Below are 13934 nucleotides of genomic sequence, written 5' to 3' on the forward strand. Positions count from 1 at the left end.
CGAAGCTCAGCGTCTCCAGCGCAGGCTGCGCACCCGCTCGCGCAGCTCCTCCTCGTGGAAGTGCGCGAGCGAGGGCTTGATGAGGTCGCTGCGCGCCACGATGCCGACCAGCAGGCGCGAATCGGCATCGCGCACCACCGGCAGCCGCTCGAGGCCGTGACGCGCGAGCCGCGTGGCGACCGCACGGCAGTTCTCGCCGGGCAGCGCGACCACCGGCGGCGTGCCGGCCACGGCATCGCCGACGGTGCCGTTGCTCCAGGCGGCGAGCACGGCGCGGTCGGCCACGCCGATCAGCTCGCGCCCGCGCAGCACCGGGAACGCGCGGTGCGCCTGGCCTTCGCCGAAGTACATGGCCAGCGCCTCGGCCACCGGCAGGGCGGCGTCGATGGTGCGCACCTCGCGCGTCATCACCTCTTCCACGAACTGGCGCTCGAGCGGATCGATGCCGTACTCGCGGTAGATGTGGTGGCCGCGGCGCGCGATCTTCTCGGTGAGGATCGAACGGCGCATGGTGAGCACGGTGAAACCGTAGGCGGTGGCCGAGGTGGCAAGCAGCGGCAGCAGCGCATTGCTGTCGTGCGTGAGACCGAAGGCGAACACGGTGGCCATCAGCGGCGCGCGCATGGTGCCGCCGAGCGTGGCGGCCATGCAGACCAGCGGCCACAGCATCGGGTCGCCGCCCGGCAGCAGGTGCGAGAGCACCGCGCCGAGCGCCGCGCCCATCATCAGGAGCGGCGCCAGCACGCCGCCCGAGGTGCCCGAGCCGAGTGCGATCACCCAGATGATCGCCTTGACCGCGATCAGCGCCAACACCGCCTGCCAGGCCAGCTGGTTGTGCAGCAGGTCGCCGATCACGTCGTAGCCCACGCCGAGCGCGCGCGGCTCGAAATAACCGCCGATGCCCACCGCGAGGCCACCGAGCGCCGGCCACCACATCCAGTGCAGCGGCAGCTTGCCGAACAGGTCCTCGACCTTGTAGAGCGACAGCGAGAGGCTGGCCGAGAGCGCGCCGCACAGCAGTCCGGCCACCACGCACGACAGCAGCGCGAGCGGGCCCGGCGCCGCGGTCTGCAGCGGGAACAACGGCCCGGCCTCCATCAGCAGCGGCCGCGTGAAGCCCGCGACCGCGCAGGCGATCGCCACCGGCAGCAGGCTGCGCGGGCGCAGCTCGAACAGCAGCAGTTCGACCGCCAGCAGCACCGCGGCCACCGGCGTGCCGAACACCGCCGTCATGCCCGCGGTGGCGCCGGCCACCAGCAGCGCCTTGCGCTCGGCCGCCGACAGGTGGAAGTGCTGCGCGATCAGGGACCCGATGGCGCCGCCGGTCATGATGATCGGCCCCTCGGCGCCGAAGGGCCCGCCGCTGCCGATCGCGATGCCCGAGGACAGCGGCTTGAGCACCGCCACCTTCGGCGACATCTTGCTGCGGCCGAACAGGATCGCCTCGATGGCCTCGGGAATGCCGTGGCCGCGGATCTTCTCGGAGCCGTAGCGCGCGATCAGCCCGATCACCAGCCCGCCGAGCACCGGCACCGCGATCACCCAGGCACCCATCGTGTGGCCGGCCGGCGAGCGGTCGGCCAGCGAGAAGTCCTGGAAGAAGAACAGGTTGGTGAAGAAGCGGATCAGGTCGAGCAGCACGCGCGCGGCCGCGGTGCTCGCGGCGCCGATGACGGCCGCCAGGGTGGCGATGCGCAGCAGGCGCGCATCGAGCGCGAAGTCGCCGCGGCGATGGGTGAAGGTGGACATGGAGGGGCCGGAAGCCGGTGGCGCGAAAGCGCGCAAATATATCACCTCATGACATAAATGGGCGATCGGCGCCGCCGTCTGTCTGCGCCAGAATCTCCCGATGGACCGCACGCTCATCGAACCCGAAACGCCCCGCCTTCGACTGCGCCAGTGGCGCGAGAGCGACCTCGCGCCCTTCGCCGCGCTGGTCGCCGATCCAAAGGTGATGGAGTTCTTTCCCGCCACGCTGTCGCGCGCGGAGAGCGACGCGCTGGTCGCGCGCTTCGTCGAACGCATCGCGCAGAACGGCTGGGGTTTCTGGGCCGCCGAGCACAGGGACTCGGGCGAGCTGATCGGCTTCACCGGCCTCAATGCGCCGGCCTATGCCCTGCCCTTCTCGCCCTGCGTGGAGATCGGCTGGCGGCTCGCGCGCCAATGGTGGGGCCAGGGCCTCGCGAGCGAGGCGGCGCGCGCCTCGTTGGCCACGGGCTTCGAGCGGCTCGGGCTGGACGAGATCGTGTCCTTCACCGCGCTGCCCAACCGGCGCTCGAGCGCGGTGATGCAGCGCCTGGGCATGCGCGAGGACCCGGCCGGCGAATTCGACCACCCGCTGCTGGCCGAGGGCCATCCGCTGCGCCGCCATTGCCTCTACCGGCTCGACCGCGCGGCCTGGCAGGCGCAACAAGGCGCCTGAAATCAGAAGGCCTTCACCAGCAGCACCAGCCCCGAGACGATCGCGAACACCTGCACGAAGATGCGCAGCAGCCGCCCGTTCACGCGGCGATGCACGAGGCGGCTGAGCACCGCGCCCACGACCAGCGCCGGCAGCAGCAGCGCCGCGGCCTGCAGCTGCGGCAGGCCGACGCGGCCGGTGGCCAGCAGCACGGCCAGCGAGACCAGTTCGCCGAGCAGGAAGCACAGCGCGATGGTCGAGCGCATGGTGGGCGCCGGCTGGTGCTGGTAGACCAGCGCCAGCGGCGGGCCGCCGATGCCGGTGGCGGTCTCGGTGATGCCCGTGACCAACCCGGCGCCGACGAAGGCGCCGCGCCCCGGCGAGAAGGCCGGCATCAGCAGGGTGACCAGCGCGGCCGCGACGGTCGAGGCGCCGACGAACAGCGAGAGCTGGCCCGCGCTGAGCGCCGCCAGCACCCACAGGCCGCCCGCGGTGCCCGCGACGCGCCCGCCGGTGATCCAGCGCGCGCCGGTGCCGTCGATCGCGCCGCGCTCGCGCCAGGCCACGTAGAGGTTCAGCGGCAGCATCAGCACCAGCACGCACACCGGCAGCAGCTCGGGGCGCACGAGGCCGATCACCGGCGCGGCGATGAGCGCGAAGCCGACGCCGGTCGCGCCCTGCACGAAGGCGGCGACCAGCACTGCCAGCGACATCAGCACGAGGTGCTGCGCGCTCATCGGGCGACCTGCCGCCGGTGCTCGGCGGCCGTGGGATGCAGCCGCACGATCGGCGCGCGCGCAATCGCGGCCTGGGCGGTGCGCGCGAGCTGCCGTTGCAGCGCGCGCGCGTCCCAGTCGGTGGGCCAGCCCTTCCACAGCCGCAGCCGGCCATCGACGAACACCGCCTCGATCTGGTCGCGATTGCCCAGGCGCACCAGGTCCCAGGTCAGGTCGACCGAGGTGCACATCTCGGGCGTGTCGACGTCCACGAGCAGGAAGTCGGCGGCCTTGCCCACGGCGATCTCGCCGGTGCGCGCGCCCAGGCCCGCGGCGCGCGCGCCCTCGTGCGTCGCATGGTCGAACCAGGTCCAGCCGCCGCCGCTGGAGGCATCGCCCACCGCCAGGCCGAAGGCGATCTTCTGCGCGGCCTCGGCCGCATCCATCAGGCGAAAGCCGTCGCTGCGCGTGGCATCGGTGCCCAGGCCGAAGCGGATGCCGAGCGCGGCCATGAGATGGGCCGGCGCCACCGCGTTGCCCTTCCACTGGCTCGCGACCGGGTTGTAGCTGACGGCGGTGTCGGTGTCGCGCAGCAGCATGAGCTCCGGCGGCGTCACCAGCGTGCCGTGCGCGATCAGCACCTGCGGGCCGAGCGCGCCCAGCTGCGCGAGCAGTTCCAGCGGGCGCCGGCCGCGCGCGACCACCGAGCGCTCGACCGAGGCCAGGTGCTCGTTGACGTGGGTCTGGAACACGGTGCCGGCCTCGGCGCACAGCGCGGAAACGGTCGTCAGCATCTCGTCGGAGGCCGCCTCGGGCACCGAGATCGCGAGCGAGGGATGCACCAGCGCATCGCCCTGCCAGCGCGCGAGGAAGCGCTCGGCCTGCGCCTTCAGCGCGCGGCGCTCGGCATCGCTGCTCTCGTTGCCGCCGTCGTTGCAGATCAGCCCGAGCACGCAGCGCAGGCCGGTCTCGTGCAGCGCGCGCGCCATCGCGCCGATGTCGCCCGGCGCGCGGGTGCCGGCGTCGCACACGGTGGTGAAGCCGCCGCGCAGCGACTCGAGCGCCGCGAGCTTGGTCGCGAGGTAGACGAACTCGTCGTCGAGGCTGGATTCGAGCGGCACCCACACGCGCCGGAAGATCTCGGACGGCTCGCCGTAGGCCAGCGACTTGCCGAAGGACTGCGTGAGATGGTGGTGCGCGTCGATCATGCCGGGCATCAGCAGCCGGCCCGGCAGGCGTTGCGGCACCAGTCGAGGATGGCGCGCGGCCAGCAGCTCGGCGAGGCCGATGTCGGCGAAGCGGCCGTCGGCGATGTGCACGGCGTGGCCGGTGGCCGGGCCGTCGCGCAGCATCAGGTGGTCGGGCACGAGCAGCAGCTCGGGGGCCGCGAAGGGCGCGGCCTCGTGGTCAGGGGACATGTCTGGATCCGGGAAAGAAGAGGAAAGAGAAGAAGCTCACTGCGGCGAGACCGGCGGCGGCACCGCCGACGGCAGGGGCGCCGCGCGTTCGGCCGGTGGCCGGTTGAACAGCAGGTTGAGCACCACCGCGGTGATCGAGCCCATCGCGAGGCCGTTGCCCAGCACCAGCTGCAGGGTGTCGGGAAAGCGGCTGTAGAGCCCCGGCACCAGGATCGGCAGCAGGCCCATGGTCAGCGCGCCCGCCAGCACGAACATGTTGCCGCGCTCGTGCAGGTCGGTGCGGCGCAGCATGTCGATGCCCATGGTGCCGATGATCGCGAACACCACCATCGCGGTGCCGCCCACCACGGCGGCCGGGATCGCGCTCGCGAGCCGGCCCAGCGGCGCCGACAGCGCGATCAGCACCAGGATCGCGCCGGCCATCGCTGTCACGTAGCGCGAGCGCACGTTGGTGGCACGCACGATGCCGATGTTCTCGCCGCTGGTGATGATCATCGAGGTGCCGAACAGGCCGCCGAGCAGCGACACCAGCGCGTCGCCGCGCACGGTGCGCGGCACCGCGTCGCGCGGGTCGATGGGCCGGCCCACCACCTCGGCCACGGCCACCGTCTGGCCGGTGGCCTCGACCATCGAGATCACGCTGAAGATCAACAGCGGCACCGCGGCCACGAGGTCGAAATGCGGCAGGCCGAAGGGCAGCAGGGTCGGGCTGCTCCACACCGGGCCGGCGGCCACGGGCGAGAAGTCCATCAGCCCGAAGGCGGCCGCCAAGAGCGTGCCGGCCAAGAGGCCCAGCAGCACCGCGAGCTGGCCCAGCATGCCCTTGAACAGGCGCGCGAACAGCACCGTGAAGCCGATGGTGGCGAGCGCCAGGCCGATGTTCACCGGGTCGCCGAAGGTGGGCGTGCCGGCCTTGCCGGCGATGATGCCGCCGTAGACCTTCACCAGGTTGATCGACACCAGCAGCAGCAGGGTGCCGATGACGATCTTCGGGAAGAAGCGCAGGCAGCGCGCGAACACCGGCAGGATCAGGAAATAGAACAGCGCCGTGAGGATCACCGCGCCCGAGGCGGTCTGCAGGTCGCGCTGCTGGGCGATGGTCACGAACATCACGATCGGCGCGCCGCCCGGCACCATCACGAAGGGCAGCCGCGCGCCGAACTTCCAGGGCCCGAAGGACTGCAGCAGGGTGCCCAGCCCGCACAGCAGGAAGGTGGCGCTGATCAGGTTGACCGTGAGCGCGGCCGACAGGCCCAGCGCCTTGGCCACCAGGAACACCGAGGTGATCGGCACCGCGGCCATCACCAGCACGTGCTGCAGGCCGAACAGCAGCAATTGGGAAAAGGGCAGCACGGCATCGACGGGCGCTGGCTCGTTCGCACGGGACATGATCGTTTTTCCTTGGATCGGTCCGCGCCCAAATCGATTTGGGCGCACTGGCAAAAAAATCCGCCGCAGCGGGTGAAGTACATTCCGGGCAGGCGCCCAAAACGATTTGGGAATTGAAGCACCGCTTTCGTGGAAGGTCAATACGGGATGAACACCGAGCGAACGCCACGGGCGAACATCAAGGACGTGGCGCGCGAGGCCGGCGTCTCGCCGACCACCGTGTCGCACGCCCTCAACGCGCGCGGGCAGGTCGATGCCGAGACCCGCGCGCGCGTCGAGCGCGCGGCCGCCAGGCTCGGCTACCGGCCGAACCGCAATGCGCAGCGGCTGCGCACCGGGCAGGCGCACATGATCGCCCTGCTGTCCTCGATGCCGCTCGCGGTGGCGGGCGGGCCCTCGCGGCTGGGCTTCCTGATGGAGGTGGCGGCGGTGGCCGCGGCGGCGGCGCTCGACCGCGGGCTCGCGCTGGTGCTGGCGCCCGCGATGGAGAACGGCCTGGTGCCGATGGAGCTGCTCGACGTCGACGGCGCGCTGGTCATCGAGCCCTCGGCCGGCGACCCCAACCTCGCGAACCTGCTGCGCCGCGGCCTGCCGGTGGTGGCCATCGGCAAGCCGGCCGAAGGGCCGGTGATGCCGCCCTATGTCGACATCCATTCGGGCCGCACCACGCGGCTGCTGCTCGAGCACCTGCACGGCCAGGGCGCGCGCCAGGTCGCGATGATCCTGGGCGCGGCGCAGCGCAACTCCTACCTCGAGGCGCGCACGGCCTATGAAGAAGCGATGGCCGCGCGCGGCCAGCCGCCGCTGCTGTCGCTGATCGAGGAGGTGCGCGGCGAGGCCGGCGGCCACGAGGCGGCGCGGGCGCTGCTCGCGGCCCATCCCGGCATCGACGCCTTCTGCGTACCGGTCGACGCCTTCGCCACCGGCGCGCTGGCCGCGATCGTGCAGAGCGGGCGCCGCGTGCCCGACGACGTGATGGTCGCGACCCGCTACGACGGCCTGCGCGCACGCACCAGCGTGCCGCCGCTCACCGCGGTCGACCTGCACCTGGAGGAGGTGGCGCAGCAGGCGATCGCGCTGCTGTTCGACCACCTGCGCGGCGATGTCTCGCGGCATCGGGTCGAGGGCCCGGCCGCGCAACTGGTGGCGCGGCCCTCGTCGGTGCGCGGCGGCTGAGCGTCCTTAGTTCTGCTTCGCGCGCGATACCCGCCACACGACGTTGCCCACGTCGTCGGCCACCAGCAGCGCGCCGCTCTTGTCGAGCGCCACGCCCACCGGCCGGCCCTGGGCCTTCTCCTGGGCATCGAGGAAGCCCGTGAGCACGTCGACCGGCGGGCCGCTGGGCTTGCCGCCGATGAAGGGCACGAACACTACCTTGTAGCCCGACTTGGGCTTGCGGTTCCACGAGCCGTGCTCGCCGATGAAGACACCGCTGGCGAACTGCTCGGGCATGCCGCCCGGGCGCGAGAACGCCAGGCCCAGCGGCGCGACGTGCGAGCCCAGCGCATAGTCGGGCGCGATCGACTTGGCCACCATCTCGGGGTTCTGCGGCTGCACGCGCACGTCGACCACGCCGCCGTAGTAGCTCCAGGGCCAGCCGTAGAAGGCGCCGTCCTTCACCGAGGTCAGGTAGTCGGGCACGAGATCGCTGCCGATCTCGTCGCGCTCGTTGACCACGGTCCACAGCGCCTGGGTGTCGGGGTCCCAGCCCAGGCCGTTGGGATTGCGCAGGCCGCTCGCGAACAGGCGCTTCTCGCCGCTCTTTGTGTCGACCTCCCAGATGGCCGCGCGGCCCTCCTCGGCGGCCAGGCCGTTCTCGCCGATGTTGCTGTTCGAGCCCACGGTCACGTAGAGCTTGCTGCCATCGGCGTTGGCGATCACGTTCTTGGTCCAGTGGTGGTTGATGCCCGCGGGCAGCGGCGTCACCACGGTGGGCTTGGCATCGATGGAGGTCTGGCCCTCGGTGTAGGGCACCTTCACGAGCGCGTCGGCGTTGGCGATGAAGAGCTCGTTGCCCACCAGCGCCATGCCGTAGGGCGAGGTGAGGTTGGAGAGGAACACCTGCTTGACCTCGGCCGCGCCGTCGCCGTCGGCATCGCGCAGCAGGGTGATGCGGTTGGCGCTGGGCACGCCGGCGCCGGCGCGCGCCATGAGCTTGTTCATCACGAAGTTGCGCGCCTTGGCCATCAGGCCGCTGCCGCCGTCGGTCGTGCCCTCGGGCTTGGGCGGCTTGTTGCTCTCGGCCACCAACACGTCGCCGTTGGGCAGGGTGTAGACCCAGCGCGGATGGTCGAGCCCGCGCGCCAGCGCCGCCACCTTGAGGCCGTCGGCCGGCGTGGGCGCGGCGGTGTCGTTCCAGCCGACCACGGGCGCGACGTTGACGGTGGGGATCAGGGTCTTGTTGGGCTCCACCAGCTGCGGCCGCGGGCCGGTGGTCAGTTCGGGCATGAGCTTGGCCGCCTCGCCGCAGCCCGCCAGCACCAGCGGGACCAGGACCGCCACCAGCAGGGCCGCGGCCGTCTTGGGGGTGGGTGCTTGCTGCCGTGTCTTCATGCGCCGTCCTTCATGCGTTGCGGCGCGGCCGGACGCCGCGCGTCGGGCGATCTTCGGGCGGGCGGCGGCCCGGGGGCTGTCGGTCGTGGGCGCTTTCCGGCGTGGGCGCACCCCGTTCGCGCATCGCCGCTACCATCGCCGGGATGACCCACGACCTGTTCCGCGCCGACGCCTATCTGCGCTCCTGCGAAGCGCGCGTCGAGCGCATCGACGAGGCCGGCATCGTGCTGGACCGTACCGTGTTCTACCCGCTGGGCGGCGGACAGGCCGGAGACAGCGGCGTGCTGGCGCCGGCCGGCGGCGGCGGGATCGCGATCGCCGACACGCGCAAGGGCAAGGACGCCGAGGGCCGCGCCACCGACGAGATCGTGCACGTGCCCGCGCCGGGCCAGGAGGCCCTGCTGGCCGCGCTGAAGCCCGGCGACAGCGTCACCGCGACCATCGACTGGGAGCGCCGCCACCGGCTGATGCGCTTCCACACCGCCACCCACCTGCTCTGCTACCTGGTGCCGCAGCCGGTCAACGGCTGCTCGATCACGCCCGACTACGCGCGGCTCGACTTCCACATGACCGACCCGCTCGACAAGGAAGCGCTGACCCACGGCCTCGCGGCGCTGGTGGGCGCGGCCCATCCGCTGACCGTCGGCGCCATCACCGATGCCGAGCTCGACGCCAACCCGGCGCTGGTCAAGAGCATGAGCGTGCAGCCGCCGCGCGGCACGGGCACGGTGCGCACCATCCGCATCGGCGGCGAGGGCGAGGCCCAGATCGACTTCCAGCCCTGCGGCGGCACGCACGTGGCCAACACCGCCGAGATCGGCGCCGTGGTGGTCACCAAGATCGAGAAGAAGAGCGCCAACAGCCGGCGCGTGGTGCTGGGCTGGGCCGCGGCCTGAGGCCGGCCCGGAACTTCGCCTCCCCTGAACGCTCCGACTGACGGCATGACCTTCCCGCGCCTTCGATTCGCTACGCTCCTGATAGCAGCATCCGCAGCCTGGATGCCGGCTCTGGCCCAATTGACTCCAGCGAAGACGAGCGCGGTCGTGACCACGCCGCATGTGCGCGCCGAACTGGTGGCGCACGCGCCCGATGGCGTGACGCCCGGCGCGCCGGTCTGGGTCGGCCTGCAGATCGCGCACCAGCCCGAGTGGCACACCTACTGGAAGAACGCCGGCGACTCCGGCCTGCCCACCGAGCTGAGCTGGACGCTGCCGCCCGGCGTGGCGGCCGGCGACATCGCCTGGCCGGTGCCGAAGAAGATCCCGGTCGGCAACCTCGCCAACTACGGCTACGAGGACACGGTGCTGCTGCCGGTGCCGCTCGAGGTGGCGAGCACCTTCAAGCCGCCGCTGGCCCTCACGGGCGCGGGCGGGCCGGCCGAACTCCAGGTGCGGCTCAAGGCCTCGTGGCTGGTCTGCCGCAAGGAATGCATTCCCGAGGAAGGCGAGTTCTCGCTGGCGCTGCCGGTGCAAGGCTCGACCGCGCTGCACAAGGCCGAGTTCGACGCCGCCCAGGCCGCCCAGCCGGCACAGCTCGCCGCGCCGGGCGCGATCGAGGTGCAGGGCAACAACCTGCAGGTGCGCCTCGAGGGCCTGCCGGCGGCCGCCCAGGGAAAGACGCTGGCCTTCTTCCCCGAGACCCCCGAGGTGATCCGCACCGCGGCCGTCTCCGGCAAGGACTGGACCCAATCCTGGCAGGGCGGCACCTGGACCGCCACGCTGCCGCTGGCCGACCAGCGCAGCGCGAGCCCCACGGCGATGCCGGTGGTGGTGGCGCTGGCCGAGGCCGACCGCCAGCCCGGCCAGCCGATCGCCTGGCGCGCCGAACCGCCCGTGAGCGGCAGCTGGCCCGCGGCGGCCGCCGCGCCCGCGGCCCAGGTCTCGCCCGCGCTGCAGGCGGCGCTGGCGGCCAACGCGGCCGATGCCGTCAAGACCGCCGCGGCCTCGAACGAGATCGCGCCCCAGCCCATGGGCACGCTGCTGGCCGCGCTGCTCGGCGCCTTCCTCGGCGGCCTGCTTCTCAACCTCATGCCCTGCGTGTTTCCGATCCTCGCGATCAAGGTGCTGGGCTTCGCGCGCCAGGCCGGCAACCGCAGCGCGCACCGGCAGGCCGGGCTGGCCTACACGGCCGGCGTGATGCTGTCCTTCCTCGCGCTCGGCGGCGCCATGCTCGCGCTGCGCGCGGCCGGCGCCGGCCTGGGCTGGGGCTTCCAGCTGCAGTCGCCCGCGGTGGTGGCGGTGCTGGCCGCGCTGTTCACGCTGATCGGCCTGAACCTGGTGGGCGTGTTCGAGTTCATGCGCACCGTGCCCTCGTCGGTGTGCAGCGCGCAGGCCAAGCACCCGATCGCCAACGACTTCCTCTCGGGCGTGCTCGCGGTGGTCATCGCCTCGCCCTGCACCGCGCCGTTCATGGGCGCCTCGCTGGGCTTCGCGATCGGCCTGCCGGCCGGCCAGGCGCTGCTGCTGTTCGCCGCGCTGGGCTTCGGCCTCGCGCTGCCCTACCTGGTGGCGGGCTTCGTGCCGGCCATCGCCTGGCTGCTGCCCAAGCCCGGCCCTTGGATGAGCACGCTGCGCAAGCTGCTGGCCTTCCCGATGTTCGCCACCGTCGCCTGGCTGGTCTGGGTGCTGGGCCAGCAGACCGGCATCGACGGCGCCGGCACCCTGCTGGCGCTGCTGGTGTGCCTGTCGGCGATCGTCTGGGCGCTCACGCTGCGCGGCCGCTCGCGGCTGGTGATCGCCACCGTGCTGATCGGCTTCACCGCGGTGCTCACCAGCGCCATCGGCCGCAACGTGCTGACCACCGTCGAGCCCGCGAAGCTCGCGAGCGCCACGGGCTCGAAGGAAGCGCGCTGGCAGCCCTGGTCGGCCGAGCGCGTGGCCGAGCTGGCCGGCGACGGCCGCCCGGTGTTCATCGATTTCACCGCCGCCTGGTGCGTGACCTGCCAATACAACAAGAAGACCACGCTGTCCGACACCGAGCTGCTGGCCGCCTTCGACGCCAAGAAGGTCGCGATGCTGCGCGCCGACTGGACCCGCCGCGACCCCGCGATCACCGCCGCGCTGACCGCGCTCGGCCGCAGCGGCGTGCCGGTCTACGTGCTGCAGGCCCCGGGCAAGCCGCCCGTGGTGCTGACCGAGATCCTGGGCAAGGACGAGGTCCGCGCGGCCCTCGCCGCGCTTTGACCACGGCTGTGACATGGGTTGTCACAGGCACATGAAAAAACCGCTCTAAGCTGTCGCCGTCATTCGGAAATATCTCCATGGAGTTCGATCAGCCCATGTCCCTCCCCCCGTCTACCGAGCTGCGCCCCGACTCGCGCTCGGTGCGCGCCGCGCGCCGAGCCCGCGCCGCCCTCAGCCGTGCCTCGCGCCGCGCCGTCATGGCCGCCGCCGTCGCGCTGGGCGCCACCTTCCTCGTGAGCAACAACGCCTTCGCCGCGCCCGCCGTGGGCCAGCAGGCGCCCGACTTCGTCGCCGTCGACACCAGCGGTGCCAAGCACAAGCTGTCCGACTTCGCGGGCAAGTTCGTGGTGCTCGAATGGACCAACCCCGGCTGCCCCTTCGTGCGCAAGCACTACGGCAGCGGCAACATGCCCGCCACCCAGAAGGCCGCCACCGACAAGGGCGTGGTCTGGCTGGCCATCAACTCCACCGAGCGCGCCGCCAGCGACTACCTGAAGCCGGCCGCGCTGGCCGACTGGATGAAGTCGCAGTCGGCCGCGCCCACCGCGGTGCTGATGGACGAGGACGGCATGATCGGCCAGGCCTACGGCGCGCGCACCACGCCGCACATCTTCATCATCGATCCCAAGGGCACGCTGGTGTACGCGGGCGGCATCGACTCCATCGCCTCGGCGCGCGTGGACGACATCAAGACCGCCGTCAACTACGTGAACCAGGCGCTCGGCGAGGCCTTCGGCAGCAAGCCGATCACGGCGGCGAGCACGCGACCCTACGGCTGCTCGATCAAGTACAAGACCTGAGCCCGACCCCGGGCCCGTCACTCAGCAGGAGGCGCCGCGGCGCCTCTTTTTCTTTGGCGCCGGCTTTGACAGGTACCTGACCGCGCGCGTCAGCTTGCGGTCGGGGAGCCCTTCCTACCCTTGGGGTGCATGCATCTCGCACGCGCATCCAGGGGACCCCACACATGACCACAGCGTCCAAAGGCGCGACTGCCTCCAGCTCCAAGTTCGCCACCGTTCTGCGCGTGACCGGCGGCAACTTCATGGAGATGTTCGACTTCTTCCTGTTCGGCTTCTACGCCACGCAGATCTCGAAGGCCTTCTTCCCGGCCGGCGACGAGTTCGCCTCGCTGATGCTGACCTTCATGACCTTCGGCGCCGGCTTCCTGATGCGGCCGCTGGGCGCGATCTTCCTCGGCGCCTACGTCGACCGCGTGGGCCGCCGCAAGGGCCTGATCGTCACGCTCGCGCTGATGGCGCTGGGCACGCTGCTGATCGCCTGCGTGCCGTCCTACGCCACCATCGGCTTCGCCGCGCCGCTCCTGGTGCTGATCGGGCGGCTGCTGCAGGGCTTCTCGGCCGGCGTGGAGCTCGGCGGCGTGTCGGTCTACCTGTCGGAGATGGCCACGCCGGGCCGCAAGGGCTTCTACGTGAGCTGGCAATCGGCCAGCCAGCAGGTCGCCATCGTGGTGGCGGCCGCGCTCGGCTACTGGCTCAACGTCACCTTCAGCGCGCAGGAGATCGGCGACTTCTACTGGCGCGTGCCCTTCTTCGTCGGCTGCCTGATCGTGCCGGTGCTGTTCGTGATCCGCCGCTCGCTGCAGGAGACCGAGGAGTTCATGGCGCGCAAGCACCGCCCCGACGCGCGCGAGATCTTCCGCTCGATGGTCGCCAACTGGGGCCTGGTGATCGCCGGGATGATGCTGGTGTCGATGACCACCGTGTCCTTCTACCTGATCACGGTCTACACGCCCACCTTCGGCAAGGCCGTGCTGCACCTGAGCACCACCGACGCGCTGGTCGTCACGCTGTGCGTGGCCATCTCCAACTTCATCTGGCTGCCGATCATGGGCGCGCTGTCGGACCGCGTGGGCCGCAAGCCCCTGTTGATCGCGTTCACCGTGCTGACCATCCTCACGGCCTATCCGTCGCTCAAGTGGCTGGTCGGCGCGCCGAGCTTCGCGCGCATGCTCGAGGTCGAGCTGTGGCTCTCGTTCCTCTACGCGAGCTACAACGGCGCGATGGTGGTGGCGCTGACCGAGGTGATGCCGGTCAGCGTGCGCACCGCCGGCTTCTCGCTGGCCTACAGCCTCGCGACCGCGCTGTTCGGCGGCTTCACGCCGGCCGTGGCCACCGGCCTGATCGAGATGACCGGCGACAAGGCCGCGCCGGGCCTGTGGATGACGGCGGCCGCGATCTGCGGGCTGGTCGCGACACTGGTGCTCTACCGGCGCAACGTGAGCCCGGCCGACGCGCGGCGCGTGCCGGCGGTCTGA

Annotated in this window: 11 protein-coding genes; 6 read left to right on the forward strand and 5 right to left on the reverse strand. The window is 71.7% G+C overall.

All coding sequences use genetic code 11. The annotated features are described in order from the left end of the window. Positions 1-6 precede the first annotated feature (6 nt). Positions 7-1749, reverse strand: coding sequence for a chloride channel protein (locus tag ACEN9J_RS16405; protein WP_413761544.1), 1743 nt, complete (start codon positions 1747-1749; stop codon positions 7-9). 100 nt (positions 1750-1849) lie between these two features. On the opposite strand from ACEN9J_RS16405, the gene ACEN9J_RS16410 reads away from it, so the two are divergent. Beyond that, positions 1850-2422 (forward strand): GNAT family N-acetyltransferase, encoded by a 573-nt coding sequence (locus ACEN9J_RS16410; protein ID WP_413761545.1) that lies wholly within the window; start codon positions 1850-1852, stop codon positions 2420-2422. A 2-nt stretch (positions 2423-2424) separates the two neighbouring features. On the opposite strand, the gene ACEN9J_RS16415 is transcribed toward ACEN9J_RS16410, so the two are convergent. Genes ACEN9J_RS16415 through ACEN9J_RS16425 form a run of 3 tightly spaced genes read right to left on the reverse strand, consistent with a single transcriptional unit; the run spans position 2425 to position 5924 of the window. After that, positions 2425-3138 (reverse strand): sulfite exporter TauE/SafE family protein, encoded by a 714-nt coding sequence (locus tag ACEN9J_RS16415; protein ID WP_057599064.1) that lies wholly within the window; start codon positions 3136-3138, stop codon positions 2425-2427. Next, positions 3135-4535: an amidohydrolase family protein gene (locus tag ACEN9J_RS16420; RefSeq protein ID WP_413761546.1), complete on the reverse strand. Its 1401-nt coding sequence runs from the start codon at positions 4533-4535 to the stop codon at positions 3135-3137. The genes ACEN9J_RS16415 and ACEN9J_RS16420 overlap by 4 nt, the downstream gene beginning before the upstream one ends. 36 nt (positions 4536-4571) lie before the next feature. Further along, positions 4572-5924: a uracil-xanthine permease family protein gene (locus ACEN9J_RS16425; protein ID WP_413761547.1), complete on the reverse strand. Its 1353-nt coding sequence runs from the start codon at positions 5922-5924 to the stop codon at positions 4572-4574. Positions 5925-6071: 147 nt separating this feature from the next. Here ACEN9J_RS16425 and ACEN9J_RS16430 point away from each other — a divergent pair, with 147 nt between their 5' ends. Beyond that, positions 6072-7100 carry a substrate-binding domain-containing protein gene (locus ACEN9J_RS16430; RefSeq protein ID WP_413761548.1) on the forward strand — a complete coding sequence of 343 codons (1029 nt, stop codon included), beginning with the start codon at positions 6072-6074 and terminating at the stop codon, positions 7098-7100. A gap of 6 nt (positions 7101-7106) precedes the next feature. On the opposite strand, the gene ACEN9J_RS16435 is transcribed toward ACEN9J_RS16430, so the two are convergent. Further along, positions 7107-8477, reverse strand: coding sequence for a PQQ-dependent sugar dehydrogenase (locus tag ACEN9J_RS16435; RefSeq protein WP_413761549.1), 1371 nt, complete (start codon positions 8475-8477; stop codon positions 7107-7109). A gap of 143 nt (positions 8478-8620) precedes the next feature. On the opposite strand from ACEN9J_RS16435, the gene ACEN9J_RS16440 reads away from it, so the two are divergent. From ACEN9J_RS16440 to ACEN9J_RS16455, 4 genes are all read left to right on the forward strand, one after another. Continuing rightward, positions 8621-9373: an alanyl-tRNA editing protein gene (locus ACEN9J_RS16440; RefSeq protein WP_413761550.1), complete on the forward strand. Its 753-nt coding sequence runs from the start codon at positions 8621-8623 to the stop codon at positions 9371-9373. Between the two features lie 45 nt (positions 9374-9418). After that, the gene (locus ACEN9J_RS16445) at positions 9419-11659 is read left to right on the forward strand and encodes a protein-disulfide reductase DsbD family protein (RefSeq protein ID WP_413761551.1); all 2241 of its coding nucleotides are present in this window, start codon (positions 9419-9421) and stop codon (positions 11657-11659) included. Between the two features lie 95 nt (positions 11660-11754). Further along, positions 11755-12459 carry a redoxin domain-containing protein gene (locus ACEN9J_RS16450; protein WP_261216376.1) on the forward strand — a complete coding sequence of 235 codons (705 nt, stop codon included), beginning with the start codon at positions 11755-11757 and terminating at the stop codon, positions 12457-12459. A 164-nt stretch (positions 12460-12623) separates the two neighbouring features. After that, on the forward strand, positions 12624-13934 hold the full coding sequence (locus tag ACEN9J_RS16455; RefSeq protein WP_057593199.1) for an MFS transporter: 1311 nt from the start codon (positions 12624-12626) through the stop codon (positions 13932-13934).

This window comes from Variovorax sp. Varisp41 (assembly GCF_047325085.1).
Taxonomy (GTDB): Bacteria; Pseudomonadota; Gammaproteobacteria; order Burkholderiales; family Burkholderiaceae_C; genus Variovorax.